Annotated in this window: 21 protein-coding genes; 7 read left to right on the top strand and 14 right to left on the bottom strand. The window is 63.8% G+C overall.

Features of this window, described 5'->3' with window-relative positions:
* Positions 1-1842: a single-stranded-DNA-specific exonuclease RecJ gene (recJ, locus tag ACOIX3_RS19120; protein ID WP_420971387.1), complete on the bottom strand. Its 1842-nt coding sequence runs from the start codon at positions 1840-1842 to the stop codon at positions 1-3.
* 291 nt (positions 1843-2133) lie between these two features.
* Here recJ and ACOIX3_RS19115 point away from each other — a divergent pair, with 291 nt between their 5' ends.
* Complete coding sequence (locus ACOIX3_RS19115) at positions 2134-3645, top strand: glucosyltransferase domain-containing protein (protein WP_420971386.1); 1512 nt, start codon at positions 2134-2136, stop codon at positions 3643-3645.
* A 52-nt stretch (positions 3646-3697) separates the two neighbouring features.
* On the opposite strand, the gene ACOIX3_RS19110 is transcribed toward ACOIX3_RS19115, so the two are convergent.
* The 5 genes from ACOIX3_RS19110 to ACOIX3_RS19090 all read right to left on the bottom strand — a co-directional run bounded on the left by ACOIX3_RS19110 (position 3698) and on the right by ACOIX3_RS19090 (position 8741).
* A complete protein-coding gene (locus ACOIX3_RS19110; protein ID WP_420971385.1) occupies positions 3698-4417 on the bottom strand; it encodes a haloacid dehalogenase type II in 720 nt (239 codons plus the stop codon).
* Positions 4418-4581: 164 nt separating this feature from the next.
* Positions 4582-5580, bottom strand: a complete 999-nt coding sequence (glpX, locus tag ACOIX3_RS19105; protein WP_173643387.1) for a class II fructose-bisphosphatase — start codon at positions 5578-5580, stop codon at positions 4582-4584.
* Positions 5581-5660: 80 nt separating this feature from the next.
* Positions 5661-6980, bottom strand: coding sequence for a homoserine dehydrogenase (locus tag ACOIX3_RS19100; protein ID WP_342722164.1), 1320 nt, complete (start codon positions 6978-6980; stop codon positions 5661-5663).
* Positions 6981-7017: 37 nt separating this feature from the next.
* Entirely contained in the window at positions 7018-8238 is a 1221-nt protein-coding gene (locus tag ACOIX3_RS19095; protein ID WP_420971384.1) for an LL-diaminopimelate aminotransferase, read from the bottom strand.
* Positions 8239-8453: 215 nt separating this feature from the next.
* Entirely contained in the window at positions 8454-8741 is a 288-nt protein-coding gene (locus ACOIX3_RS19090) for a hypothetical protein (protein WP_420971383.1), read from the bottom strand.
* A gap of 294 nt (positions 8742-9035) precedes the next feature.
* Here ACOIX3_RS19090 and ACOIX3_RS19085 point away from each other — a divergent pair, with 294 nt between their 5' ends.
* Together ACOIX3_RS19085 and ACOIX3_RS19080 are read left to right on the top strand one after the other, a co-directional pair.
* Positions 9036-10844 carry a PHA/PHB synthase family protein gene (locus tag ACOIX3_RS19085; protein WP_420971382.1) on the top strand — a complete coding sequence of 603 codons (1809 nt, stop codon included), beginning with the start codon at positions 9036-9038 and terminating at the stop codon, positions 10842-10844.
* A gap of 128 nt (positions 10845-10972) precedes the next feature.
* Entirely contained in the window at positions 10973-11371 is a 399-nt protein-coding gene (locus tag ACOIX3_RS19080) for an MAPEG family protein (RefSeq protein ID WP_420971381.1), read from the top strand.
* A gap of 50 nt (positions 11372-11421) precedes the next feature.
* On the opposite strand, the gene ACOIX3_RS19075 is transcribed toward ACOIX3_RS19080, so the two are convergent.
* From ACOIX3_RS19075 to ACOIX3_RS19040, 8 genes are all read right to left on the bottom strand, one after another.
* Entirely contained in the window at positions 11422-14283 is a 2862-nt protein-coding gene (locus ACOIX3_RS19075) for a tetratricopeptide repeat protein (protein WP_420971380.1), read from the bottom strand.
* Positions 14280-15878, bottom strand: a complete 1599-nt coding sequence (locus ACOIX3_RS19070; RefSeq protein WP_420971379.1) for a toll/interleukin-1 receptor domain-containing protein — start codon at positions 15876-15878, stop codon at positions 14280-14282. The genes ACOIX3_RS19075 and ACOIX3_RS19070 overlap by 4 nt, the downstream gene beginning before the upstream one ends.
* Before the next feature lie 153 nt (positions 15879-16031).
* A complete protein-coding gene (locus ACOIX3_RS19065) occupies positions 16032-16625 on the bottom strand; it encodes a class I SAM-dependent methyltransferase (RefSeq protein ID WP_420971378.1) in 594 nt (197 codons plus the stop codon).
* Between the two features lie 16 nt (positions 16626-16641).
* Positions 16642-17622, bottom strand: coding sequence for an N-acetyl-gamma-glutamyl-phosphate reductase (gene argC, locus ACOIX3_RS19060; RefSeq protein ID WP_420971376.1), 981 nt, complete (start codon positions 17620-17622; stop codon positions 16642-16644).
* Positions 17623-17743: 121 nt separating this feature from the next.
* The gene (argC, locus tag ACOIX3_RS19055) at positions 17744-18790 is read right to left on the bottom strand and encodes an N-acetyl-gamma-glutamyl-phosphate reductase (protein ID WP_420971374.1); all 1047 of its coding nucleotides are present in this window, start codon (positions 18788-18790) and stop codon (positions 17744-17746) included.
* Entirely contained in the window at positions 18787-19461 is a 675-nt protein-coding gene (locus ACOIX3_RS19050) for an FMN-binding negative transcriptional regulator (protein ID WP_420971372.1), read from the bottom strand. The genes argC (ACOIX3_RS19055) and ACOIX3_RS19050 overlap by 4 nt, the downstream gene beginning before the upstream one ends.
* A 220-nt stretch (positions 19462-19681) precedes the next feature.
* Positions 19682-20671 (bottom strand): MBL fold metallo-hydrolase, encoded by a 990-nt coding sequence (locus tag ACOIX3_RS19045; protein WP_420971371.1) that lies wholly within the window; start codon positions 20669-20671, stop codon positions 19682-19684.
* A 153-nt stretch (positions 20672-20824) separates the two neighbouring features.
* Complete coding sequence (locus ACOIX3_RS19040) at positions 20825-21355, bottom strand: DedA family protein (RefSeq protein ID WP_420971369.1); 531 nt, start codon at positions 21353-21355, stop codon at positions 20825-20827.
* A 188-nt stretch (positions 21356-21543) separates the two neighbouring features.
* Here ACOIX3_RS19040 and ACOIX3_RS19035 point away from each other — a divergent pair, with 188 nt between their 5' ends.
* The 4 genes from ACOIX3_RS19035 (at position 21544) to ACOIX3_RS19020 (ending at position 26090) form a co-directional block, all read left to right on the top strand.
* Complete coding sequence (locus ACOIX3_RS19035; protein WP_176531595.1) at positions 21544-21912, top strand: hypothetical protein; 369 nt, start codon at positions 21544-21546, stop codon at positions 21910-21912.
* Between the two features lie 127 nt (positions 21913-22039).
* Positions 22040-24100 carry a DNA topoisomerase IV subunit B gene (gene parE, locus ACOIX3_RS19030; RefSeq protein WP_420971367.1) on the top strand — a complete coding sequence of 687 codons (2061 nt, stop codon included), beginning with the start codon at positions 22040-22042 and terminating at the stop codon, positions 24098-24100.
* 228 nt (positions 24101-24328) lie between these two features.
* Positions 24329-25120: an outer membrane protein gene (locus ACOIX3_RS19025; RefSeq protein ID WP_420971365.1), complete on the top strand. Its 792-nt coding sequence runs from the start codon at positions 24329-24331 to the stop codon at positions 25118-25120.
* A gap of 199 nt (positions 25121-25319) precedes the next feature.
* Positions 25320-26090 carry a glucose 1-dehydrogenase gene (locus ACOIX3_RS19020; RefSeq protein ID WP_420971364.1) on the top strand — a complete coding sequence of 257 codons (771 nt, stop codon included), beginning with the start codon at positions 25320-25322 and terminating at the stop codon, positions 26088-26090.
* Positions 26091-26236: the final 146 nt, after the last annotated feature.

The following is a 26236-nucleotide window of genomic DNA, read 5'->3' as shown; positions in this document are numbered from 1 at the left end:
TTATTTGATCACCGCCGGGCCCTGATCCGGTACCGCGACGTCGAGCACACGGAATTGCACACGTTCGGTGCCTTGCCAACGGTCGACTGCAAGAGAGCCCGCCACGTGCAATTGCTGGCCGCGATTTTGCGTCAAGGCGCTGCCGAGCTTCTGTCCGACCGAGCGGAATGCGATACCGTTGACGATGGAACCGTCGCCGGATTTGAAGCGCAGCCGCAAATGCGCCTGCCCGACCTCGTCGGCATAGACCAGCTGATGCGACGGCAGCGCGATCACCGGCTCGGGATTGGCGGCACCCAACGGACCTGCGCGATTGAGCGTCGCGGCGAATTCCGGCGTCACCGCGCGCGCGGTGACGGCGCCATCGATGAACAGCTCGTTCTCGTGACGCGAGTTGGCGACGTCGGCCGCCAGCGCGCTCTCCATGTAGGCGCGGAATTCGGCGAGCTTCTCCTTGCGCAGCGTGACGCCGGCCGCCATTGCGTGCCCGCCGCCTTTCATCAGCAGACCGTCATGCACCGCCTGCCGCACCGCCTTGCCGATATCGACGCCGCCGATCGAGCGGCCCGATCCGGTACCGATGCCGCCCGGCTCGAGCGCGATTGCAAAGGCCGGTCGCGCGAACTTCTCCTTCAGCCGCGCTGCGACGAGCCCGACCACGCCGGGATGCCAGCCTTCCGCCGCGGTGACGATCACAGCGCCCTTGTCCTCGAGCCCGAGTGAAGCCAGTGCCTCGGCTTCGGCCTGCGCCTCGGCCGCCTGCTCGATCACCCGCCGCTCGCCATTGAGGCGATCGAGCTCGGCCGCGATCCGCGCGGCCTCCGAGACATCGCCTTCGAGCAGCAGCCGCACGCCGAGATCGGCGCGCCCGATGCGGCCGCCGGCATTGATGCGCGGGCCCAGCATGAAGCCGAGATGCCAGGCCTCCGGCGGGCCATTGAGCCGCGCCACATCCATCAGCGCGGTATGGCCGACATGGTCGCGGCGGCGCATCGCGATCAGGCCCTTGGCGACGAAGGCCCGGTTCAGCCCGATCAACGGCGCGACGTCGGCGACGGTGCCGAGCGCGACGTGATGCAGCACGCTGAGCAGGTCCGGCTCCGGCATCTCGCGGGTCCAGAAGCCGCGCTGGCGCAGCTCGCGGTTCACGGCAACCAATGTGATGAACACCAGACCGACGGCCGCGAGGTGGCCGAGGCCGGAGAGATCGTCGGGCCGGTTCGGATTCACCAGCGCGTCGACCTCGGGCAGTTCGTCGCCGGTCTGGTGATGATCGATCACCACCACCGACATGCCGAGCTTCCTGGCTTCCGCCAGCGGCGCGATGCTGGTGGTGCCGCAATCGACCGTGACAAGCAGCGTCGCACCCTTTGCCGCCAGGGCGCGGACGGCGTCGACGTTCGGACCGTAGCCTTCGAAGATGCGGTCGGGAATGTGGATCAGCGGATCCAGCCCGCAATGGCGCAGATGCCAGGTCAGCAGCGCCGCCGAGGTCGCACCGTCGACGTCGTAGTCGCCGAAGATCGCGACCTTCTCGCCGCGATCAGCGGCGTCCGCAATCCGCTTGGCCGCATGCTCCATCTCGGTGACCGTGTGCGGGTCCGGCATCAGCTTGCGGATGGTCGGGTCGAGGAAGTCGGCGACCTCGTCGATCGCGACGTCGCGGCCGGCCAGCACGCGCGCCAGCATTTCCGGCAGATTGTGCCGCTGCACGATCGCGAGCGCCCGCGCCGCCCCGCGCGCGTCCAGCCGGTCGCGCCACAGCTTTCCGGTCAGCGACCGCGCCACGCCAAGGAACGCCTGTGGCGCCTCGACGGGCAGTGCGGATGCGTGGAGCGTCATATTGCGTTCAATCCGTGTGGCGGCTCCACAAGCAAGGCCGGAGGCGTCGTCGGCCGCCTCGTGCCGATCAATCAGGAACGGACAGGGATAGCACATCGGCAACCGGAGAATGCCCCGGCCAAGCGGTTTTGCACAACGCAGCCATGACGCCCTTCCCCATCCACGGATGAACGCCGCGGCCGGGTTGCGACGCGTCTCTGCACGGAATCTGCTGCAAAAACCCTCATTCCGGGCTTCCAGAGCGTGCTCTTATCCTTCTACTCCGCCTGTCGCGGAGCAGACCGGAGTCCAATGTCGAACGCAGATTGGGCAAGAGCCACGGCCTCACAATTCGCAGCCCCGTTCTGGGCCGCGCTTGCTCTCAACATCTTTGCACGCGGTCAGGCCATCTTTGCGCCGATGTATTCCATCGACAGCTATGACGTCGCCCGCAAGTCGTTTAGCGGCGAGATCGCCTACTCTCTCAGCGACGGGCGCTTCATTCGCGCGGCGCTGTGGTGGCTGCAATCGCAGATCGGGTTCCTTCCGATCGAGTCAGTCTCCGCGTCGATCTGCCTATCCGTTCCGCTTCTCATCATCTCGGGATTTGTCTTTGCGGCGGCAATCATCGACGACATCAGGCCGAAGGAAGCATTCGCCTTTGCGGCGCTGTTCACACTGCATCCATTTGCGACCGAATATTTTTACTACGGTGAGGTCACCTTCGCGACGGTGCTGGCGATCTTCCTTGCCGCATTGGCCGTATGGAGCGCCTACCGCGCGCCGCCGTCATTGATCTGGCGTTGCGCAACCGTCGCAGCTGTTGTCCTTGCATTGGGAAACTATCAGATCGTGATCGGCCACGTTGCCGCCGGTGGCCTGCTTGTCCTGGTGGCACGCGTTTCCACCGGCGATCGAGTTGCAACGTCCGATCTCCCCGCTCTGCTCGGCAGCTTCATGCGTCGCACGGCCGTGCTGCTGGTCGGATTTGCCGCTTATCTGGTGTGCCTGCGACTGACCAAATATCTGTATCCGGCCGTCACCTCGGGCAGAGCCTTTCGCTCCGGCTTGCCGGACTTCTCCGGCAAGCTTCAGGCAGCCGGTTCTGCGCTACGGTACTGCTTTCTCCCTCCACCGGGCGTTGTTCCGACGACAATTTCGGTCGTGACGATCGTCGCGCTCACATTGTGCGTGGTCCTGCTCCTGCGCAGAACACTGCAGAGGCGGAACGCACTCGCTGCGCTCGCCGCCGCGCTGGCTGTTGCTGCTGCGGTGATCTGTGCTACCGCCCCCTCTCTCATCGGCGATGTCGCTTGGTTAGCGCCAAGGCTGCTGTCTCCGATCGCGCTCTGCGTCGCGGCACTCGGCTTGATCGGCTTCCGGTCGGCATCCACCGGACTGAATTTCTATCTGACCGCCGTATTCGCCGTCGTCGTCATCGGCTACGTCGGAGCAGATGCATCGATCCTGTTCGATCAGCGCCGCATGAATTTGTGGGACCATCAGGAAGCAAACCGAATCATCGCACGGCTCGAAGCCGATCCTGCCTTCGGCAAGGCGACCTCGCTGGCCGTCGTCGGCCGCCGGAAGATGCATGCCCTTGCGCTCAGCACATCGTCCGTCGACATGAACACATCAGCACTTGGTTCGCCGTGGTCCAAGCTGGGACTGTTTGAGCAGGCGACCGGGTACGCCTTTACGTCACCGACCGATGCCCAGTGGCAGACCTCGGTAGACTATTGTGCGCATGCGACGGTCTGGCCGCTGCCCGGCTCGGTCGGCCTGGTCAACGACCTCGCAATCGTCTGCCTTTCGCATCCCTGATCTCGGACTTGGGCGCAAATCCGCAGCGCAAGCTCAGTCAAGAGCCCGCCCTCTAGCAGCCCATTCGGGTCGCGATTTCCCCGAAATCCTTGGCCACGATGTCCCAGTCGCCGGTGGCCTCGAAATCGACTTTCTGCAACGGACCGTATTCGGTCGGCCGCGCCACGAACGCCGTCTTCAGGCCGTGCTTCTGCGCATGCTTCAGGTCGTAATTGTGCGCGGCCACCATCATCACCTGCTCAGGCGGCAGGCAGAGCAGCTTCGCGGCGCCGAGATAGGTTTCCGGATCGGGCTTGTAGTGCTCGAACAGCTCCGCCGACATCACGAGGTCCCACGGCAGGCCTGCGAACTTCGCCATGTTGGTGAGCAGCGCGACGTTGCCGTTCGACAGCGGCGAGATGATGTATTTGGTCTTCAGCCGGGTCAGGCCGGCGACGCTGTCGGGCCACCCGTGCAGGCGATGCCAGCCCAACGTCAGGTGGTGCAGGTCGGCCTCGGTGAGGCCCTTGACGTCGAATTGCGCGACCAGCTTCTCCAGCGAGCGGCGGTGCAGGACGTCGAGGATGACGTAGCCGTTCTGCGGGTTCTTGCGCACCTCGTCCATCGAGGCCGCATAGACCGCGCGCCAGCCGTCGACCAGCGCGGTCCAGTCGGCCTTGATGCCTGACGTCTCGCCCCATTTGGTGAAGTCGTTGATCAGGCTGGTGCGCCAGTCGACCACGGTTCCGAACACGTCGAACACCAGTGCCTTGACGCCGGAAAGATCGGACATGGGTGCCTCCCTCTTTTGTTGTTCTTGCTTGCGTTACATCTCTCCTCGTCATTCCGGGATGCGCCTCTTGGCGCAGGCCCGGAATCCATACTCATTGTCGTGGTTATGGATTCCGGGCTCGCGCTTCGCGCGCCCCGGAATGACGACCACTGTTGGGCTCGTTCTCAATCCAAGTGGAACTTCTCCAGCTGGCGGTGCTCGGCCTTGATGTAGCGCACGGTGCCGGTGACAGAGCGCATCACGACGGTCTCGGTCTCGATCACGTCCTTCTTGAACTTCACGCCCGAAAGCAGCGAGCCGGTGGTGACGCCGGTGGCGGCGAACAGGCAGTCGCCCCTCGCCAGATCCTCGATGCCGTAGATCATCTTCGGATCGGTGACGCCCATCTTGTGGGCGCGCGCGCGCTTCTCCTCGGTGTCGAGGATCAGGCGGCACTGCATCTGGCCGCCGATGCAGCGCAGCGCGACCGCTGCCAGCACGCCCTCGGGCGCGCCGCCGGTGCCGATATACATGTCGACGCCGGTCTCATCGGGCTTGGCGCAGTGGATGACGCCGGCGACGTCGCCGTCGGTGATCAGCTGCACGGCAGCGCCGGTCGAGCGCACGCCGTTGATGATGTCGGCATGGCGCGGACGGTCGAGCACCAGCACGTTGATCGCGCTGGGGTCGACCCCCTTGGCCTTGGCGAGCCGGCGGACGTTGTCGGCCGGCGGCGCGTCGAGCTCGATCACGTTCTTGGCGTAGCCCGGGCCGATCGCGATCTTCTGCATGTAGACGTCGGGTGCGTGCAGCAGCGTGCCGCCATCGGCCATCGCCATGGTGGCGATCGAGCCCGGCATGTTCTTGGCGCACAGCGTGGTGCCTTCGAGCGGATCGACCGCGATGTCGACCTTCGGGCCGGCGTTGAGGCCGACCTTCTCGCCGATGAACAGCATCGGCGCCTCATCGCGCTCGCCCTCGCCGATCACGATGGTGCCCTCGATCGGCAGCTTGTTGAGCTCGCGGCGCATCGCGTCGACCGCGGCCTTGTCGGCGGCCTTCTCCTGGCCGTGGCCGCGCAGCCGCGCGGCCGACACCGCCGCGCGCTCCGTCACGCGCACGATTTCGAGCGTCAGGATGCGCTCGAGCAGCATCTGCGGCGGAACGGAAATATGGGTCGACATCGGCGTACTCCTTAAAGCCTCGGGGACAGGCCAGCCTGCCCGCATCAATCGTCTCACGCCCGACCCGTTCAGGTCATGCGTTAGTTTTTCTCGATCCGGATCACCTGCGGCCGGCCGCTGATGACCTTGTCGCGCTGCACTGCGGCCAGCGCACGATGCACCGCATCCTCGCTGGTCGCGTAGGTAATCAGAATGACCGGGACCGGTGAAGGTTTTTTGGCCGCACCGTTCACATCGACGCCATCCGGATGCCGTTGCACGATGGACTCCAGAGATATCTTCTGTTCCGCGAGCCGGGTGGCGATTGTTGCGGCAGTGCCTGCAAGATCGCGCGCCATCAGGCGAATATAGTAGCCGCCCTCATGGCGTTCCATCGGCGCCTTGGTGGTGTCGCGCAACCGCTCCACCGGACGCCCGAACGGCTTGGCACGAATGCCGCGGGCGACATCGGCGATGTCGGCGACCACGGCCGAGGCGGTCGCCCCGCCGCCGGCGCCGGGGCCGACCAGCGTGATCGGGGGAATCCCCTCGCCGTCGATCGCCACCGCGTTGGTCACGCCCATCACCTGCGCGATCGAGGATGATTTCGGCACCATGGTCGGATGCACGCGCTGCTCAATGCCCTTTGCCGTGCGCACGGCGACGCCGAGCAGTTTGACGCGGTAGCCGAGTTCCGCGGCAGCCTTGAGGTCTTCCGGCGTGATCGAGGAGATGCCTTCGACATAGACCGCGCTTTCCGCGACCTTGGTTCCGAAGGCGAGGCTCGCCAGGATCGCGAGCTTCTGCGCGGTGTCGTGACCATCGACGTCGAATGACGGGTTGGCTTCGGCATAGCCGAGACGCTGGGCGTCCTTCAGGCATTCCTCGAACGACAGGCCCTCCTGCTCCATCCGGGTCAGGATGTAATTGCAGGTGCCGTTGAGGATGCCGTAGACGCGGTTGACGCTGGTGCCGGCGAGGCCCTCGCGCAGCGTCTTGATGACCGGGATCGCCGCACCGACCGCGGCCTCGAAGTTCAGCGCGCCGCCGTGCTTTTCGGCCGCGGCGGCAAGCCGCAACCCGTGCTTGGCGATCAGCGCCTTGTTGGCGGTCACGACCGACTTGCCGGCCTTCAGCGCGGTCTCGATCGCGGAGAGCGCGGGATCGCCGGCGCCGCCCATCAATTCGACGAAGCAGTCGATATTGGGATCCTCGGCCAGCGCCTGCGGGCTCTTCGCCCATGCGATGCCGCGCAGGTCGAGGCCCCGCTTCTTGGCTTTCGAGCGCGCGGTGACGGCGACGACGCGAATAGCGCGGCCGCTGCGCTCGGCCAGCGCCCGTCCTTGCGTTTCGATGAGGCGGACGACATCGGCACCGACGGTGCCGAGCCCCGCTATGCCCACGTTCAGGGGTGCGACCATGGATTTAAGGGACCTGGAGATTAAGCAACCTGGAGGATTAGCGCCGGTTGGCGAGAGGAACGACGTTGTGCAACGTTTCGATGCCGCTTTCAAGGAAGCGGCGCACGCCGCGCGCGGCCTGCCGGATGCGCTGCTCGTTCTCCACCATCGCGATCCGGACATAGCCTTCGCCATGCTCGCCGAACGCAACGCCGGGCGACACCACGACGCCGGATTTCTCTACCATCAAGGTTGCGAACTGCATGCTGCCGACCGCCTCGAACGCCTTGGGCAGCGGCGCCCAGGCGAACATCGAGGCCTGTGGCGGCGGAATATCCCAGCCGGCGCGGCCAAATGACTCGACCAGCGCGTCGCGGCGCTTGCGGTAGGTGTCGCGCATCTCTCGGATGCAATCGTCGGGACCGTTCAGCGCCGCGGTCGCCGCCACCTGGACCGGCGTGAAGGCGCCGTAATCGAGATAGGATTTGACCCGCGCCAGTGCCGCGATGATGCGCTCATTGCCGACCGCAAAGCCCATGCGCCAGCCCGCCATCGAGAACGTCTTCGACATCGAGGTGAATTCGACGGTGACGTCGAGCGCACCGGGCACCTGCAGCACCGACGGCGGCGGATTGTTCTCGTCGAAATAGACTTCGGCGTAGGCGAGATCCGACAGGATGAAGATGTCGTGCTTCTTCGCGAACGCGACCAGATCCTTGTAGAAGTCGAGGTCCGCGACATAGGCGGTCGGGTTCGACGGATAGCAGACGATCAGCGCGATCGGCTTCGGAATCGAATGCTGGATCGCCCGTTCGACCGCCTCGAAGAACTGCGGCGTCGGCTCCGACGGCACCGAACGGATCACGCCGCCCGCCATCAGGAAGCCGAACGCATGGATCGGGTAGCTCGGGTTCGGGCACAGCACGACGTCGCCGGGCGCGGTGATCGCCTGCGCAACGTTGGCAAACCCCTCCTTCGAGCCGAGCGTCGCAACCACCTGGGTATCGGGGTTCAGCTTGACGCCGAAGCGGCGCCCATAATAGGCGGCCTGGGCCTTGCGCAGGCCGTTGATGCCACGGGAGGCCGAGTAGCGGTCAGTCCGCGGCTTGCCCAGCGTCTCCTTGAGCTTCTCGATGACGTGGGCCGGGGTCGGCAGGTCCGGGTTCCCCATGCCCATGTCGATGATGTCGGCCCCGGCATTGCGCGCGGCCGCCTTGGCCTGGTTGACCTTTTCAAAGACGTAAGGCGGCAGACGGCGAATGCGGTAAAAATCTTCCATGGGACCCTTGCTCCGACAACCGCAATGCCAGAATCGTCCCCCTTGGTTGACTTGCGGAAGCCGGCTCGGCCTCTTACAGAAATCGCGCTGAATCAATGATTTAGAGCGAATTCGGGCGCACGGTCTGGGGACAGCGGCCGGATCTGCGGTTGAATTGGGTTTCTTTTAGCACGGACGCCGGGCGGCGCCAGCGCTGATCGGCCGATCTCGCGCGCTCACTTCCCGCTTTGGGCGGCCGTCGAGGCCTGAGCCTGGGCCTGGCGATCGCGCGCGGCAACCAGCTCCTGCTCGATCTTGGCCTGATCCGCCGGTTTGATCGTCGGATCGGCGCGGTCGGGCGGAATATCGTGCACCGGGAGGTAGCCGTTGGCATCCTTTTGCCGCGCCGGCGCATCGGCCGGCATGGCCATATCGGCAATCGTGCTCGAGCACCCGCTCAGCGCCAGCATCGACGCGAGCAGAGCTGCGGCCGCGAGCCCCCTGTTTATTCGATCGATCGGCATGCGCCGAATTTTCCCCAACAAGCTAGCGCGCACGTCGCACGTTGCCGACACGGGTCGCACTGGTACGAGCCTTGCAGCGTCCCCGCTGCATCTAATCCTGGCTTTAGCCGTTTCAAACCATTGTCGCCCGAAACGCTTAAAGCGTGAACACCAAATGCGACCCCTGAGGCTTCAATATGACGGAACAAAGATTTTTTTATCGCACCGCAACAGAGCGAATCATCGGCTTTTGACTGATTTTCGCTACCGCACCGCGCGATGACGCCCTCCAAACGACGCGATATTGTCCTTCAGATGAGCAACGTCAGTACCGACACCCAAGCCGCCCCGAAATTCAACGCCGAAGCCTTCGCCATGAACATCGCGCGGGCGATGGAGAGTAGCGGCCAGGCGCTGGCAGCCTATCTCAAGCCGCGCCAGACCGGGGAAGTCCGCGACAAGCCGCCGAACGAGCTCGGTGAGGTCATCAAGACCTTCAGCGTGATCGCCGAATACTGGCTGGCCGACAAGGAGCGCGCCTCCTCGCTGCAGATGCAGCTCGGCAAGGATTACCTCGATCTCTGGGGATCGGCCGTGCGCCGCATGGCCGGCGAAGCCGACGCCAAGCCGGCGATCGCGCCCGCCCCGCGCGACAAGCGCTTCCAGGATCCGGAGTGGAAGTCGAATCAGTTCTTCGACTTCATCCTCCAGCTTTATCTGCTGACCGCGAAATGGGCGCAGCAGCTGGTCCACGACGCCGACGGGATCGATCCGCATACCCGCAAGAAGGCCGAATTCTACGTCCAGCAGATCACCAACGCGCTGGCGCCGTCGAATTTCGTGCTGACCAATCCGGAAGTGCTGCGCGCCACCGTCGAGACCAATGGCGACAATCTGGTCCGCGGCATGAAGATGCTGGCCGAGGATATCGAGGCCGGCCACGGCACGCTGCGGATCCGCCAGTCCGACTCGGCCAACCTCGAGGTCGGCATCAACATGGCGACGACGCCGGGCAAGGTGATCTACCAGAACGAGCTGATGCAGCTGATCCAGTATTCGCCGGCGACGGAGAACGTGCTGCGCACGCCGCTCCTGATCGTGCCGCCATGGATCAACAAGTTCTACATCCTCGATCTGCGCCCCGAGAAATCCTACGTCAAATGGTGCGTCGACCAGGGCATCACGGTGTTCGTGATCTCGTGGGTCAATCCGGACAAGGAGCTCGGCAAGAAGACCTGGGCCGACTACATGACCGAGGGCCCGCTGACCGCGATGGACGTGATCGAGAAGGTCACCGGCGAGTTGAAGGTGCACACCGCCGGCTATTGCGTCGGCGGCACCATGCTCGCCTCGACGCTGGCCTATCTCGCCGAGAAGCGCCGTCAGCGCGTGACGTCGGCGACGTTCTTTGCCGCGCAGGTCGACTTCACCCACGCCGGCGACCTGCTGGTGTTCGTCGACGAGGACCAGATCTCGGCGCTGGAACGCGACATGCAGGAATCCGGCGTGCTCGAGGGCAGCAAGATGGCGATGGCCTTCAACATGCTGCGCTCCAACGACCTGATCTGGTCGTATGTCGTGAACAATTATCTGAAGGGTCAGTCGCCCTCCTCGTTCGACCTGCTGCACTGGAATTCGGACGCGACGCGGATGCCGTCGTCGAACCACTCCTACTATCTGCGCAACTGCTATCTGGAGAACCGGCTGTCGACCGGCACGATGGTGCTCGACAACACGCTGCTCGATCTGTCGAAGGTGAAGGTGCCGGTCTACAACCTCGCGGCACGCGAGGATCACATCGCGCCGGCGGAATCGGTGCTCTACGGTTCGCAGTTCTTCGGCGGCCCCGTGAGATATGTGCTGTCCGGCTCCGGCCATATCGCCGGCGTGGTCAATCCGCCGGCCTCGAAGAAGTACCAGTACTGGACCAACGACAACATCAAGGACATGAAGCTCGCCGACTGGCTGAAGGACGCCGAGGAACACAAGGGTTCGTGGTGGCCCGACTGGCGCGGCTGGCTGGAAAGCCATGATCCGGAGACGGTGCCGGCACGCATCGTGGGCTCGAACGGGGTGTCGGCGCTCGAGGACGCTCCGGGCAGCTATGTCCGCGTCCGCGCGTAGCGCCAGATCTTCGCGTAGCTCAAAGTCTTCGCGTAAGCGCAAAGTCTTCGCGTAGCGCGAGGTCTTCCGCTCAGCTATAAACAGATGGTCCCGACGGTCGGGAATCGAATTCACGTGAGGGGGAGACGATGACGCGCGAACTGTTCTGGCTGTCGCTGACGGTGATCCTGACCGGGCTGCTGTGGATCCCCTACATCATCAACCGCTGCCAGGTGCGCGGCCTCTCCGGCGCCATGGGCAATCCCACGCGCAACGACAAACCACACGCGGAATGGGCCAACCGGCTGATGTTCGCCCACGACAACGCGGTCGAAAATCTCGTGATCTTCGCGCCGCTGGTCTTGATCCTCAACGCGGCCGACTATTCCACCAAATGGACCGTGCTGGCCTGTGCCGTCTATTTCTGGGCCCGCGTCGCGCATCTGATCGTCTACACGCTCGGCCTGCCGGTGTTCCGCACCCTGGCCTTCACGGTCGGTTTCATCGCGCAGGCGGTGCTGGCGCTCGCGATCTTCAAGATCTTGTAGGCTGCCGTCCGGCACCGTGACGGGCTTGGTCGCGTTCGACCACGCCCGGATCACTGTCGTGCAGGTTCCTGAGACGCCTGGATCGTGCCTAGACGCAGTTTCAGTTCGTCGAGCCTCTTGCCGGACTCCGTCAGGCTTTTCTGCCAAATCAAATTCTTCGGGTCGACCTTCGCAAGCTTCAGCCACGCGTCATGTGCCTTGGTCTCGACGGTGACAGCCTTGTTCAGGAGATCAGCGGTCGGCATCGAAGCCTCGCCGGCACCGGCATCGAGTTGACCAAACAGCAACGAGACAGCCCTCTCGTAGTCCATGGCGAGATATTCGAGAGACGTCATGTTGTTGCGATCCGCGTCGACCAGCGTTTCCCGGCCGGCAACGACTTCATCGAATTCGGCGCTCGCCTTGGCCCACTCACCTTTCCTGGCTAGAACCTCGGCCCTGCCGCGCCGCGTCGTAATCCGGTTCGAAATCACCACGCTGTTTGTTGGAAAACGTTCGGCCAACCCATTCTGGCGCTGGAGCGCGGCATCATACAATTGAAGTGCCCGGTCGAGGTCGGGAGGCGATTGCCTGGCCATCACGCCGGCGAGTTTCGACATCGTATTCGGCGCATATGCCACCCATACGGGGTTGTCCGGATGATCGACGGCAAGTTTGTCCGCGACCGGCAACGCCAGTTCGAATTGCTGTCGCGCCTCGCCGTATTTCTGGTCGTCCCGGAACACTTCGCCGATCTTCACCGTGCTAAAGGCGAGGTGATACTGCCGCTCTCCGTCGCCTGGTGACTTGTCCGCAAGCTTTTGCGCAATACCCCTGGCTTCGCGATACAGCGAAAGCGCAGTCTGGGACTGCTTTTCAGCCAACACATCGGCCAAGCGGAACTTGCTCTCATAAAGCAGACTTTGTGCGCCGTCACTGTTTGGCTGCAGCACGACCAGCTTCTCGGCCAGCTGCAGCGCGCTTGCCGCGCGCTTGCGCGCCTCGTCTTCCGAGTTCTTGCTCCTGATGAGGATGTCGGTCGCGGTGTTGTCGAGCTTGATCTCCAGCGACAGAGTTTCCGGTGACGGGTCGAATCCAGGTTGAACGGCGCTCTGGCCTTCCGCGTTCTGGATGCTGCTGACGGCGGATTGCGCGGCCTCCTCCATGCTCACCGCCGCCGCGATTTTCATATCGCCGGCGTTGAGCGCCGCCAGTGTCCTGTCGAGGAATGCTTGTGCATTCGAGATCGATCTGGCGAAATTCTGGTCTGCAAGCCGGCGGTTCTCGTCTGCACGCGCTTGCTGTGTCGCTCGCTCCCTGGTGTCAACGTAATTACGGTATTGCAGATACCCTACCCAGAGGACGAGCGCTCCGGCAGCAACGGCCATCGACCTCATCAACAATCGGGATCTTCGCTGATAGGCGAGCCCGCGGCGCAGCATGTCCTCGACGCCTGCGAAATTGCCGCCATAGCGTTCGGCCCATTTCGGTGTTCGCGAACCTTTCCGCCACCAATCCCAGTGTCGCTCGATGCCTTCGACCTTGTTGCTGCGGCGGTCACTATCGAGCATCGACAGCAACATCTGATACTTCCGACCGTCCTTCTGCTCCTGCGCAAGCCATCCGATCGGCATCTTGTCACCGGCATCGCCGGTCGCTCCCGGCAGGCCGCGTATCCGTTCCCAGCGGCGCAACAGCGCCTCATGGCCGACGTCGATAACCGTATCGTCCGTTACATTGGCGATCCCGGCCGGCGATGTAACGAGGAACGAGCAGTCATCGGCGCGAAACAGGTCGACGATCCTGCGGAGCTCTTCGTCTGGAACGCCGCACTCGTCACGAAGCTGCGCATATGACAAGGCGCGACGGATCGCCCGCCCATCCTTGATATCGGACAGCGCCCGAAACACCGCCCCGACGGCCTCTTCACGAAGCTTCGGCAGCAGCTTCTCGGCATGAACCGAAAGTGCACCGGACATCTTGCCGACTGCAACGTAACAACCGGGGTCGATGTGCCGAGCGAGCGACGGGTAACCCTCACCAGGTTCCGCGGGCTGCGAAGCCACCACTCCGGCCTGCTGCCAGAGTTGCAGCAAACAGTGCTGGAGCACGGGCAGTTGATCTGGTTCTCCCTGCGCGTCCGTCAGCAGTTGCTGCACAAGTGCAGGATCGATCGTCGCCCCGGCGCGCTTGATCGGTTCGGTAATGATCTGCTCGATCTGGTCGAGCTCCAGTCCGGGCACCAGAAATTGCGTTGCGCTGACTGCCTCCGGCAGACCCGGGAAATCGGAGCACGCGCCGATGAAGTCCGAGCGCATCGTGATCAGCACGCGGATGTCGCGGTCGGCGCTGCGTCGCCCTTCCATCAGCAATTCGACAAACCGCTTCGCTTCGCTCCGAGAGGTGGCGTCCCGCAAACGGTCGGCCTCCGTCTCGCTCGGGCGGTCGGCATAACGGAACAATTCCTCGAACTGGTCGACGACCAGAACGAATTTCTCGTCTGCACCGACGCCGGCCTCGGACACGGCATCGGCAAGACCGAAACTCGACCGACCCAGCTGATACTCGATGTGGTGCCGTCGAATATCCGAGGTGGTCCCGCCGACGTCGCGGCTGTCGGCCAGATGCGCCAGGGCGTCGGCCAGCGACGCCAGCGGAGCGTCACCTGGCCGCATCGAACACCACGCCCATTTGCCGGACCGCGATTGTTCGTTCTCCTCCTCGAGAACCGGCAGCAAGCCAGCTCTGGTCAGCGAGGACTTGCCCGACCCCGAGCTGCCGATGACGGCCACGAACCGGCTGCGATCCAGCAGCCCGTAGAGCGAGGCGATCTGACTGCGCCGTCCGAAGAAGAATGCATGATCTTCGTGGTCGAACGGGCGTAAGCCGGGGAACGGCTGATCATTGGAAAGACCGTGCCGTACCCAGCTCATCGCACGTGACTGACGCGCGAGCGATCAAGCAACTGCTGAAGCCGATCAAGCATCAGCTGGTTGTCGTGCGACAAGTCGAGGACCTCGTCGATCTCGGATGGCAACGGCATGTCGTCCTCGGACTTGCTCTCCCCCGGCGGCGGGCCCAGCACCAGTCCCCGGACGGAGAACCTTTCCTTCCGGCCAAGGTCCCGCCAGCTCCGCAGCTGACTGGCGGACATTTTCGCCCAGACGTCAGTCGCCTGTGCCCAGCACAGAAAGACGGCGCTGCAATCGGCGAGATTCTGGCGATGGAGCTTGTCCCGGTCCGGATCCTCGTCATTGCCGGGCAGGATCGCTTCAGCATCATGGTCGCGCAGCCATTTGCGAACCTTGCGCGCGAATTCGCGGTCGTCCTTGCGGTGCCAAACGTAAATCCGCGAGCCAGAGCTCTCCTGCTCGATGCTCTCGGTCCGGCTCGGAGGAACGCGCCGTTCGAGTTCTCGCTTCAGGTAGCTCTGAAACGCGCTGAAAACATCTCCGTAGAGTTGGTCCCCTTCGCAATGGTGGTCAAATCTGTCGAGCACCGTGATCGGTTCACGCAACGTTGCCGCCGGAAATCGACAATCGTCCTCAGGCGATTTGGGCGCCCACACGATCCTGGTGAACCGTGCGCCGTTAGGATTGGTGGGGCGCAACTTGGCCCGTTCTCCCGCCCGCGCGAGCTGCAACGGGACGATGTGATCCAATTCATCGGGCTTGTATCCTGGCTTGTCGCCAAGCAGATGAATCGATGCTTCGGCGGACTCGAGCGCGCTGTCCACGAACTGAAGCGCCCGCGCCGCCGATTCCGCTGGAATATTCTCGCCGATCGGCGGTACGACCTGGTACCCCTCGCGCATGAGATCGTTGGCAATACGGTCATAGACCACCGCCGTATCCGGAGCAGGTTTGGCGAGATAGATCGTTCGCGGTTCCCGGAGGGGACTGATCTTGGCCCCGCTCGCCGGCGCAAGCGGCGGCGGTGGCTGTGGCGGGACGATCTTCCTTCGAACGTTGCTCGCCCTGCGCCAGACGACGCTTCCAAGCTCGGAGACATGCTTGGTGAACAGCTTGTCGCAGATCTCGCCCTGATCAACGAAGAAGCGTTCATTGCCAGGCTCTCGCCAATCGTCGAGGCTGAAGAAGTCGTACCCCTGAATATTCTGCAATTCACCGGGATGCTCGGCCGGCTCGACATGGTTGGCGCGAACAAGAACCATGTGTTCAGTGCTGTCCTGCCGCTTGGCGAACAATTCCAGTTCCCTGCGACACCAGGGTCGGGACAGCCAGTTCGTCGACATCACGACCAGCAGCAGCGATGACCGCTTGATCGCTTCTTGAATGATATTGTCGAAGCGATCCGCCTTGTCGATGCGTCGCTGATCCCACCAGATCTTCGGCCTCGGATGGCCTCGCCGCGTGAGAATATATTCAAGGTGGCTGATCAGGACCGCCACAAACCCCTTCTCCGGTTCCAGCCCGGGCGGCACGCTGTTGTCGTCGTGCGCGTATGAAACAAATATTTGAACCGGATCGTCAGGACCGGGCGGGATGTGAAACTGTTCCTCGTACATATGAGTCCAGCCTCCAAAAATGCAGCTTTAGAATGCGTACTACCTATGGTTCTGAAAACGAACATCATATCGCAATAGGCGTGCGATGTCTATCGGAGGCTGCAAATCTGCCACGGCGCCACCGTGGAACCGGAGGCTGGAAAATGACGAGGGTTACGCCGCGCCCTTCCGCACCACGACATGCAGCATCGTCGCGGGCGCCTCGTCAAAGCTCTTGATCTCGCTGGTGTCGGACGAGACCTGGACCCACGCCCCTGACGCGGCGTAGGTTGCCGCCAGCCAGTCGGCCGCGGGATAATTGTAGTAGCGGCCGATGCTGTCGCGGCCATCGCCATGGCCGATCTTGTAGCTCGCGTAGAAAATGCCGCCGGGTTTCAGCGCGCGATGGATGCGACTGAGGATGCCGGCCAACTCGTCGCGCGGCACATGCAGCAGGCAGGCGCTGGCCCAGACGCCGTCATAGGCCTCCAGGTCCTCGAGCTCATCGAACAGCATCGCCTCGACGGGATGGTTGATGCGCCGTGCCGCGACGTCAGCCATCTCGGGTGAACCGTCGGTGGCGCGCAGCACGAAGCCTTCGGCAAGCATGACCGCGGCATGATTGCCGGCACCGCAGCCGAGTTCGAGGATCGCGCCGCCCGGCGGCAGCAGCTTGAGAAAAGCTATCAGCCGGGCGGACGGCGCTTTCGCCCACCCGGCATAGGCCTCGGCATTGCGCCGGTAGAATTGCAGCGTGGCGTCGTCCACGATGCGCCCCTCGCCGTCAGCTGTCGGAAAGCCCGAGCATCAGCCGCATGTTCTGCACCGCGGCACCCGAGGCGCCCTTGCCCAGATTGTCGAGCCGGGCGACCAGTACCGCCTGGCGGTGCTTGTCGCTGGCGAACACATAAAGCTCGAGCTGGTTGGTCTCGTTGAGCGCTTCCGGCTCGATCCGCCCATCCTTCGCCGCTTCGTTTTGCAGCGGCATCGCCAAAACGTGTTTGCTGCCGGCATACCACTTCGCCAGCACAGCCTGCAGGTCGGCACCATCAGGCTTGCCCGGCAGCGCATCGAGTTGCAGCGGCACCGAGACCAGCATGCCTTGCCGGTAGTTACCGACCGACGGGACGAAGAGCGGCCGCCGCGTCAGATGCGAATAGAGCTGCATCTCCGGCACGTGCTTGTGCTCGAAGCCGAGTCCGTAGAGGTGGAAGGCCGGCGCCGAGCCGTCCTCGAAGCTCGCGATCATCGACTTGCCACCGCCCGAATAGCCGCTCACCGCGTTGACAGTGACGGGATAATCCGCAGGCAGCAGGCCGGCATCGACGATCGGCCGCAGCAACGCGATCGCACCGGTCGGATAGCAGCCCGGATTGGAGACCTTCCGCGCGGTGCGGATCTTGTCGGCCTGGTCGGGCGCGAGCTCCGCGAAACCGTAGGCCCAGTCGGGCGCGACGCGATAGGCGGTCGAGGCATCGAGCACCTTCGGCGCCGAATTGCCCATCGTGTCGATCAGCGCCACCGTCTCCTTGGCGGCCTCGTCAGGCAGGCAGAGGATCACGAGATCCACCTCCTCCATCAGCGCACGCTTGGCGCCCGCGTCCTTCCGCTTGTCGTCGGCGATGTGCTTCACCGCGACGTCGCCGATCGCGTTCAGCCGCTCCTGGATGCCGAGGCCGGTGGTGCCGGACGCCCCGTCGACGAACACGGTTGCCTTGGTCGCACCGCTCTTGGTTTTCGGCTGGTTGGTCTCGGTGACGGTCATGGCATGCTCCTTTCGAGTTCGTTCGTTTCGTTTGCTAACACATCTGGCCGCATCTGCGCCGCCAATCCGGGGCTGTTATCGTTAGATTGAGCGCGTCCTCGTCCACGACAACAACCCCCGCTCACGGAAACAGCGCGATCTGCTCCAGCCCGGTGGTTTCGGGCAAGCCGAACATCAGATTCATATTCTGGATCGCCTGTCCGGCCGAACCCTTCACAAGATTATCGAGCGTCGAGAGCACGATGGCGCGGTTCTTGATCCGGTCGGCGACGACGCCGATCTGAACGTAATTCGAACCGCGCACGTTCTGCGTCTGTGGCAGCACGCCCTTCTTCGTCACATATACGAACGGCTCGTTGGCGTAGGCCTTTTCCAGCTCGGCGCGCAGATCGTCCGGCGTAGCCCCATTGAGCTTGACATAGGATGTGCAGAACTCACCCCGCGCCATCGGAATGAGATGCGGGGTGAAGTTCACTGTCACAGCCGAGCCAGCGGCTGCGCCGATCTCCTGCTCGATCTCCGCCGAGTGTCGATGGCTTCCGATCGAATAGGGCGACAACCCTTCGCCGGCCTCGCTGAACAGCGTGTTCTGTTTCAGTCCGCGTCCGGCGCCGGTGACGCCCGACTTAGCGTCGATGATGATATCGTCGACGTCGATCAGCTTTGCCTTCGCCAGCGGAACAAGCGCCAGCAGCACCGCCGTCGGATAGCAGCCGGGACAGGCCACCAGCCGCGCGGCCGTGACCTTCTCCCGATAGAGTTCGGTCAGCCCATAGACGGCCTCGTCCTGCAATTCGAGCGCCCGGTGCTCATGGCCGTACCATTGCGCGTAGCTGTCTTTGTTGCGCAGCCGGAAATCCGCGGACATATCGAGGATCTTGATTCCGGGATTGGCCTTCAGCACCGCGGCGATGATCTCTTGCGTCGTCCCATGCGGCAGTCCGCAGAACGCGGCATCGAGCCGCGTCCAGTCGACTTTTTCCCATTCCACGAGTTTTGGCAGGTCGAGCATGAAGAAGTGAGGAAACACCTCGCTCATCGCCTTACCGGCATGGGTGTTGGCGGTAAGCGCGGTGATTTCAGCATTCGGGTGCCGCGCCAACAGGCGCACCGCGTCGGCGCCGGTGTAGCCGGACGCGCCCAAAATTCCGATTTTCTTCTTCGTCATTGCTCGCTCCTCGGAAGCGTAGTCATCTCGGCTTGTGTCGTTGCGAAAGCCTGCGGGCGCACATCGCGCATCAAAGCCGCGATGTCCCGGGCACCGGCTTCGGCCTGCAATGCGAGCGTGTTGCCGACCGCCGCGAAATCGGTTTCAGACTTGTGCTGGTTCAGCTTGAAGCTGCCCTCCACCTCTTCCACCGTCATCTCGAAGCCCACGATGGCCTTCTTCATTACTTCCAGCCGCGCGGCGGTCATCTTGCCCGACACCCACGGCTTTTTCGGCAGCAGCCGGTCCTCGAACTTGGCGCTCAGCACGTCGATCTGAACGGCAAGTTCCTCGTCCGACAGGGTCCGCACCGGCCCGGTCAGATGCACGGCCTGGTAAAGCCAGGTCGGCACTTGATCGGGCGACACATACCAGTCCGGCGACACATAGGCATCCGCGCCGGTGACGGCCAGCAGCCAGGGGCCCCCGTGCGCCAGCTTTACCAGCGGATTGTGACGGGCAACATGAAACAGCGCCCGCGGAGTGCCGTCGGCGGCGTAGCTCAAATAGAACGGCAGCGCGGAGGCGATCGGCTTGCCGCCGTCGCACGCGCAGACGATGCCGAAACCGCGCGCTTCCGCGAACGCAAGGCTCGCGGCGCGGTCAGGCTTGAAGGGCGGTGGCGTATACATGGTCGAAGCTCCTGCATGACGAAGGAGCCGCCAGATCGAACCGCGTGTCTTTTTCAGGAGAGCGCCGCGGGATGAGATCCGGCGGCAGAGGCGATGGTCTTAAACGCGAGCGACCGCCCATACCGCGAGAATGCGGCGGCGGCGGGCGATGATGATGGTCGCGGCGTTGATCATGGGCGCGGCTATAAAGCCGCGCCCGTTTTGCGTCAAGGAAAACCGCTCAGATCGACGGATTCCACGGCGCCGGCACGACGCGGTAGCCGTTGCCGTCCTTGACCACATTGCCGAGGCCCGGGAACGGATAGTGATAGCCCTGCACCTGGAGCCGTTCCGCGACCACCATGTCGTAGATCCGGCGGCGGGTCCTCTCCGCCACGTCGCCGTCCTGGTCGAAGAACGCATGCCAGCCGGGATTGGCCGCGAACAGGTTCGGATTGTTGGTGACGTCGGACTGGATGAAGACCTTGTCCGCCCCCGAAGCCAGCACGTAAGAGGTGTGGCCCGGGGTGTGGCCGACGGTCTCGACCGAGGTCAGCCCCGGCGCGATCTCCTTGCCCCACTCGTAGGGCGTGACCTTCTTCTTCAGGCCGGCCTCGAAGATATTGCGGTTGTTCTTGAACAGGCCCTGCATGCGGCCGGCCGGCGCCCGGCTCATCTCGCCGTCGTCCATCCAGAACTTCCATTCGGTCGCCGGCACCAGCACTTCGGCATTCGGGAACGCCGGCGTGCCCTCCGCCGTCAGCAGGCCGTTCACGTGGTCGGTATGGAAGTGCGAGATCACGACCATGTCGACATTCTTCGGATCGAAGCCGGCTGCGGCGAAATTGTCGGCGAACTGGCCACTGGCGCCCTTTGTGCTGGCTTTCGCCAGCGCGCCATTGCCGGTGTCGATCACGACCAGCTTGCCGCCGGTGTTGAGCACCAGCGGTGCGTACCAGATCGACACCAAGTCGCGCGGCATGAAGGCCTTCTCCAGCGCCGCGTTGATATCGTCCCGCTTCGCATTCGGGATGAAGGAATCTTCCAGCTTGAAGACGTTCTTGCCGTCCGACACCGCGGTGACGAGGATGTCGCCGACCTTGTAGCGATAGAAGCCCGGCGCCTGCTTGTCGGCGACGGGCGCGGCGGCTACCGCAGGAACGGCAGGCAGCAACGGTGCGGCGGCGATGCCGGCAGCGCCTGCGAGAGCGTGGCGTCGTGTCAAGTCCATCTGATGTCCTCCCAGTGTAACAATGCTGCGCCCGGCGGAGCCGCGTCTGCCGCGGTGAGTTTTGCTCAGCGTTTTGACAGTCGTGCGAAGACGGTTGTGCAAGCAATTGTTCTTCCGCCTAACCCCTGCATCGTCGCGATATTCCTGAAGTCGTTACACCGCCCGCCACATCCACTCGACGACCTGGCCGATGACGTCGCCGAACAGCAGCAGCGCTGCCGACCAGACCAGCGCAGAGACGAAATTGGCGATCTGGAATTGCCAGTACGACATCTCGAATATGCCGGCCGCAAGCGGCACCGAGGCGCGCAGCGGGCCGAAGAAGCGGCCGATGAAGATGCTGGGCACGCCCCAGGTCTTCACGAAGGCCTCGCCGCGCGGCAGGATCTCCGGATAGCGCGACAGCGGCCACATCTGCGCGACCTTCTCTTTGTAGCGATAGCCGAACCAGTAGGAGACCCAGTCGCCGAGTGCGGCCCCGATGCCGCCTGCGATCCAGATTGGCCAGAAACTGATCCCGCTGACGCCGATCAGGGCGCCGATCGCGACCAGCGCACCCCAGGCGGGCACCAGCAACGAGATGAAGGCGAGCGATTCAGCGAATGCCAGCAGCATGACGATCGGAGCGGCCCAGGCCTGGTGATGGCGGACGAATTCGGCCAGGGCCCGCGCAAAGTCTTCCATCTCGTCGAGTGCCCTCGGCTGCGTTGAAAACTGAATGAACCTTTGTAGCGGCACACAGCCTAAGAACAGGTAAGCCAGCCCATTGCGTGACATCAAGTCACAAAGGCGGGGATCAAACGTGATTTCCGGTAACGCCCCTGCGGTCCGGGCTGGCTGGCACCTCCCTCATAAGAAGAAGGAATCACTTGATGATCGGGTCACTGATGATGTGCGTCGGCGTTCTCGTCTTGTTGTTCGGAATGCTCGCGGGCATCGTTATGGGTATCCAGCACGACTTCACGTTGGGGCCGGCGCATGCCCATCTAAATCTCGTCGGCGGCGTGCTGCTGTTCCTGTTCGGCCTGTACTACCGGCTGGTGCCGGCGGCAGGAACCATGTTGCTCGCCAGGATCCAGGGCTGGCTGCATATCGTCGGCGGCATCCTGTTTCCGGCCGGCGTGGCCGCAGTGTTGCTGAAGGGTCCGGCGTTCGAGGCGGCGCCGATCGTGGGATCGCTGATGGTGGTCGCCGCCATGGCCCTGTTCACGGTCGTTGTATTCCGCACCTCGCGGGCGTAATCGCAGGCTCCTATCTAACAGGCGGCCGGGCCCTCACGGCGCGGCCGCCCCCATTTGGCAGCCCATCCGTGGCATAGTCAGAGCAACCGATTCGCTGCGCCGTGACCGGCGTGCCACTTGAAGAACCATGACCAAACCACTGAAATCGAACGCCAAAAGTAAATCTGCCGACGATCTGTTCGGGGCCCCGGAGCCGAAGGGACGCACCCCGGCGAAGGCTGCTTCACGGCCCGCGGGAAGTGCCGAAGCCGGCTACACGGCGGCCGATATCGAGGTGCTGGAAGGGCTGGAACCGGTCCGCCGGCGGCCCGGCATGTATATCGGCGGCACCGACGAGAAGGCGCTGCACCATCTGTTCGCCGAGGTGATCGACAACTGCATGGACGAGGCCCTCGCCGGCCACGCCACCTTCATCGACGTGGAGTTGACCACCGACGGCTTCCTGACCGTGACCGACAATGGCCGCGGCATCCCGGTCGATCCGCATCCGAAATTCCCGAAGAAGTCGGCGCTCGAAGTCATCATGTGCACGCTGCATTCGGGCGGCAAGTTCGACTCCAAGGTCTACGAGACCTCGGGCGGCCTGCACGGCGTCGGCGTCTCCGTGGTCAACGCCCTCTCCTCACGGCTCGAGGTCGAGGTCGCGCGCAGCGGGCAGTTGCACCGCATGACCTTCGAGCGCGGCCATCCCAAGGGCAAGCTCGAAGACCTCGGCAAGATCAACAACCGCCGCGGCACGCGCATCCGCTTCAAACCGGACACCGATATTTTCGGCGCCAAGGCGGCGTTCAAGCCGCAGCGTCTGTTCAAGATGACGCGCTCGAAAGCGTATCTGTTCGGCGGCGTCGAGATCCGCTGGCGCTGCGACCAAGAGCTGTTGAAAGGCGTCGAAGACGTCCCGGCGGAAGCCAAGTTTCACTTCCCTGGCGGCCTGAAGGACTATCTGGCCGCGGCGATCCATGCCGACACGCTGGTGCATCAGGATATCTTCTCCGGCAAATCCGGCCGCAGCGGCGCGCATGGCGCCTGCGAATGGGCGGTGGCCTGGACGGCCGATGCCGATGGCTTCCTGTCGTCCTACACCAACACGGTGCCGACGCCCGATGGCGGCACGCATGAATCGGGCCTGCGCAGCGCATTGCTGCGCGGCTTGAAGGACCACGCCGAGCGCGCCGGTCAGGGCAAGCGCGCGGCCTCCATCACTTCGGAAGACGTGATGGTGGGCGCGGCCGTCATGCTCTCGGTGTTCGTGCGCGAGCCTGAATTCCAGGGCCAAACCAAGGATCGCCTCGCCACCGCCGAAGCGCAGCGCATCGTCGAACAGGCGATGAAGGATCCGTTCGACCACTGGCTGTCAGGCAATCCGAACCAGGCCAACCGGCTGCTCGACTTCGTGATCGATCGCGCCGAGGAACGGCTGCGCCGCCGCCAGGAAAAGGAAACCGCGCGCAAGACCGCCGGCAAGAAGCTGCGCCTTCCCGGCAAGCTCGCGGATTGCTCCGATGCCGGCACCGAAGGCTCCGAACTCTTCATCGTCGAAGGCGACTCGGCCGGCGGCAGCGCCAAGCAGGCACGCGATCGCAAGACCCAGGCCGTGCTGCCGCTGCGCGGCAAGATCCTCAACGTCGCCTCTGCCGGCAAGGACAAGCTGACCGCCAACGCGCAGCTCTCCGATCTCGTGCAGGCGATCGGCAGCGGCACGCTCGCGCACTACCGCGAAGAGGATTTGCGCTATCAGCGCATCATCATCATGACCGACGCCGACGTCGACGGCGCGCACATCGCATCGCTCCTGATCACCTTCTTCTACCGGCAGATGCCGCGGTTGATCGACGAGGGACATCTCTATCTGGCGGTGCCGCCGCTCTACAAATTGAAGCACGGCACCAAGTCGGTTTACGCCCGCGACGACGCCCACAAGGAAGAGTTGCTCAAGAGCGAATTCAACGCCAACGCCAAGGTCGAGGTGAATCGCTTCAAAGGCCTCGGCGAGATGATGCCGGCGCAGCTGAAGGAGACCACGATGGATCCGGCCAAGCGCACGCTGCTGCGCGTGGTGCTGCTTGCCGACGATCGTGAGGGCACCGCCGACTCGGTCGAGCGCCTGATGGGCACCAAGGCGGAAGCCCGCTTTGCCTTCATCTCCGACAAGGCCGAATTCGCGAGCGACGATTTGCTTGACGTTTAGGCTCCAACCAGCTGATTTGAAATGATTTTCCGGCCGCCCCTCGATCGGGGCGGCCGTTTTCATTCGCGTTTTCGGAGAGTGCCTGCGGTTTCGTTTTCGGGCGGTTGTGTCTCACCCGCAACAGCATTTCCGGCGGAACCACGTATAGTCCTGACATGAGTTTCGGGAATCGGTGCCATCGCGCCCCCGTCAGCGACCCGATCGAACGCTAAAGTCGAGGATTTGGATATGAAGAAGATTTTGCTCGCTCTGACCGCGGTTGCTGCGATGACGGGTTCCGCGTCGGCTGCCGATCTGGCCGCCCGCCCCTACACCAAGGCTCCTGCCCCGATCGCGGTGGCGCCGAGCTGGACCGGCTTCTACATCTTCGGCGGTGGCGGCGGCGGCGTCTGGGACGCTGACACCGGTGTCCAGTCGACCACCACGGGCGCGTCGATCCTCGGCTTCAACCAGCGCCAGGGTGGCGATGGCTGGTTCGGCACCGTCGGTGCCGGTTACGACTGGCAGACCGCCAACAGCTGGGTTCTCGGCGTGTTCGCCGACGGTCAGTTCGGCAGCCTGAAGGGCACGATCCAGGATCAGGGTCCGTTCGTCGCCGGCAACATCAAGAACGACTACAGCTGGGCTGCCGGTGCGCGCCTCGGCTATCTGGTCGCTCCGAACGTTCTGTCCTACGTCAACGCCGGTTACTCCAGCTCGCACTGGAAGGGCACCACGCTGTTCAACACCGCGACCGCTCTCCCGTCGGGCCTGCACACCAACGGCTTCGATCGTAGCGGCTGGTTCGTCGGCGGCGGCGTCGAGAACAACCTGAACATCTTCGGCATCACCGCGCCGGGCTGGTTCATGAAGACCGAGTACCGCGCTGCCTACTACGACAACAAGAACATCTCGGAACTCGCCGACGTGACGAACATCTCGAACGGCCGCGACATCACCTTCAAGCCGTTCGTCCAGACCATCAGCACCTCGCTGGTCTACCGCTTCAACTGGACCGGTCCGGTTGTTGCCAAGTACTGAGCTGAATACTGATCCCTGCTGACATGGCAGACGAAAAGCCCCGGCATTGTCCGGGGCTTTTTTGTTGCCCGAACGCTGTCGAGAACGATCTCGCGCGCACGCCTCTTGGCGCAGGGCCGACCGGCCGCGCCCGATCTGGTCAGCGCCCTGACGATCGGGCACTCTCGCGACCGGATTCAAACCACAGCGGACAACAACAATGAGAAACGGACAGTTTGATCTCTCGGGCCGGGTCGCGATCGTCACCGGCGGCAATGGCGGCATCGGGCTTGGCATGGCGCGCGGCCTGGCGGATGCCGGCGCGGCGGTTGCCGTGGTCGGCCGCAACGAGGCCAAATCGAAGGCCGCCGTCGAGGACCTCGGCAAGCGTGGCGTCAAGGCGATCGCGGTGGCAACCGACGTGACCGACAAGGCCGCGGTCGCGGCGATGGTCGAGCGGGTCACGGGCGAGCTCGGCCGGATCGACATCCTCGTCAACAATGCCGGCATGAGCATCCGCAAGCCGCCGCACGAGCTCGAGCTCGACGAGTGGAGCAAGGTGATCGACACCAACCTCACCAGCGCCTTCCTGTGCTCGAAGGCGGCCTATCCGGCGCTCAAGGCCTCGGGCCACGGCAAGATCATCAATATCGGCTCGATGATGTCGATCTTCGGCGCGAGCTTCGCTGCGGCCTATGCCGCGAGCAAGGGCGGAATCGTCCAGTACACCCGCGCCTGCGCCAACGCCTGGGCCCCCGACAACATCCAGGTCAACGCCATCCTCCCGGGCTGGATCGACACCGATCTGACGAAGGGCGCGCGCCAGCAGGTCGCAGGCCTGCACGAGCGCGTACTCGCACGCACGCCGGCGGCCCGCTGGGGAGCCATCGACGACTTCTCAGGGATCGCCGTGTTCCTGGCCTCGCCGGCGTCGGACTTCGTCACCGGCACCGCGATCCCCGTCGACGGCGGCTATTCGGTGATGGCCTGAAACCACAGGATCCATGAAACACAAGAGCCCCGGCATTTGCCGGGGCTCCTGCATCCTGTTCGCCTCATTAAAGCGTTTTCGAGCGAAGTGGCTACCGGTTCGCGTGAAGAAAACGCGTCAAAACTAGAATCTAGAGCCCCGTTCCG

The sequence above is a fragment of the Bradyrhizobium sp. B120 genome, from assembly GCF_049075665.1.
Lineage (GTDB): Bacteria > Pseudomonadota > Alphaproteobacteria > Rhizobiales > Xanthobacteraceae > Bradyrhizobium.
The sequence above is the reverse complement of the archived record's forward strand: the minus strand, read 5'-3'. Positions and strand labels throughout refer to the sequence as shown.

What these genes read in the sequence shown, in the direction of transcription:
- recJ (WP_420971387.1), bottom strand. Translation starts at nt 1,842, where the DNA reads ATGACGCTCCACGCATCCGCACTGCCCGTCGAGGCGCCACAGGCGTTC.
- ACOIX3_RS19115 (WP_420971386.1), top strand. Translation starts at nt 2,134, where the DNA reads ATGTCGAACGCAGATTGGGCAAGAGCCACGGCCTCACAATTCGCAGCC.
- ACOIX3_RS19110 (WP_420971385.1), bottom strand. Translation starts at nt 4,417, where the DNA reads ATGTCCGATCTTTCCGGCGTCAAGGCACTGGTGTTCGACGTGTTCGGA.
- glpX (WP_173643387.1), bottom strand. Translation starts at nt 5,580, where the DNA reads ATGTCGACCCATATTTCCGTTCCGCCGCAGATGCTGCTCGAGCGCATC.
- ACOIX3_RS19100 (WP_342722164.1), bottom strand. Translation starts at nt 6,980, where the DNA reads ATGGTCGCACCCCTGAACGTGGGCATAGCGGGGCTCGGCACCGTCGGT.
- ACOIX3_RS19095 (WP_420971384.1), bottom strand. Translation starts at nt 8,238, where the DNA reads ATGGAAGATTTTTACCGCATTCGCCGTCTGCCGCCTTACGTCTTTGAA.
- ACOIX3_RS19090 (WP_420971383.1), bottom strand. Translation starts at nt 8,741, where the DNA reads ATGCCGATCGATCGAATAAACAGGGGGCTCGCGGCCGCAGCTCTGCTC.
- ACOIX3_RS19085 (WP_420971382.1), top strand. Translation starts at nt 9,036, where the DNA reads ATGAGCAACGTCAGTACCGACACCCAAGCCGCCCCGAAATTCAACGCC.
- ACOIX3_RS19080 (WP_420971381.1), top strand. Translation starts at nt 10,973, where the DNA reads ATGACGCGCGAACTGTTCTGGCTGTCGCTGACGGTGATCCTGACCGGG.
- ACOIX3_RS19075 (WP_420971380.1), bottom strand. Translation starts at nt 14,283, where the DNA reads ATGAGCTGGGTACGGCACGGTCTTTCCAATGATCAGCCGTTCCCCGGC.
- ACOIX3_RS19070 (WP_420971379.1), bottom strand. Translation starts at nt 15,878, where the DNA reads ATGTACGAGGAACAGTTTCACATCCCGCCCGGTCCTGACGATCCGGTT.
- argC (WP_420971376.1), bottom strand. Translation starts at nt 17,622, where the DNA reads ATGACCGTCACCGAGACCAACCAGCCGAAAACCAAGAGCGGTGCGACC.
- argC (WP_420971374.1), bottom strand. Translation starts at nt 18,790, where the DNA reads ATGACGAAGAAGAAAATCGGAATTTTGGGCGCGTCCGGCTACACCGGC.
- ACOIX3_RS19050 (WP_420971372.1), bottom strand. Translation starts at nt 19,461, where the DNA reads ATGTATACGCCACCGCCCTTCAAGCCTGACCGCGCCGCGAGCCTTGCG.
- ACOIX3_RS19045 (WP_420971371.1), bottom strand. Translation starts at nt 20,671, where the DNA reads ATGGACTTGACACGACGCCACGCTCTCGCAGGCGCTGCCGGCATCGCC.
- ACOIX3_RS19040 (WP_420971369.1), bottom strand. Translation starts at nt 21,355, where the DNA reads ATGGAAGACTTTGCGCGGGCCCTGGCCGAATTCGTCCGCCATCACCAG.
- ACOIX3_RS19035 (WP_176531595.1), top strand. Translation starts at nt 21,544, where the DNA reads ATGATCGGGTCACTGATGATGTGCGTCGGCGTTCTCGTCTTGTTGTTC.
- parE (WP_420971367.1), top strand. Translation starts at nt 22,040, where the DNA reads ATGACCAAACCACTGAAATCGAACGCCAAAAGTAAATCTGCCGACGAT.
- ACOIX3_RS19025 (WP_420971365.1), top strand. Translation starts at nt 24,329, where the DNA reads ATGAAGAAGATTTTGCTCGCTCTGACCGCGGTTGCTGCGATGACGGGT.
- ACOIX3_RS19020 (WP_420971364.1), top strand. Translation starts at nt 25,320, where the DNA reads ATGAGAAACGGACAGTTTGATCTCTCGGGCCGGGTCGCGATCGTCACC.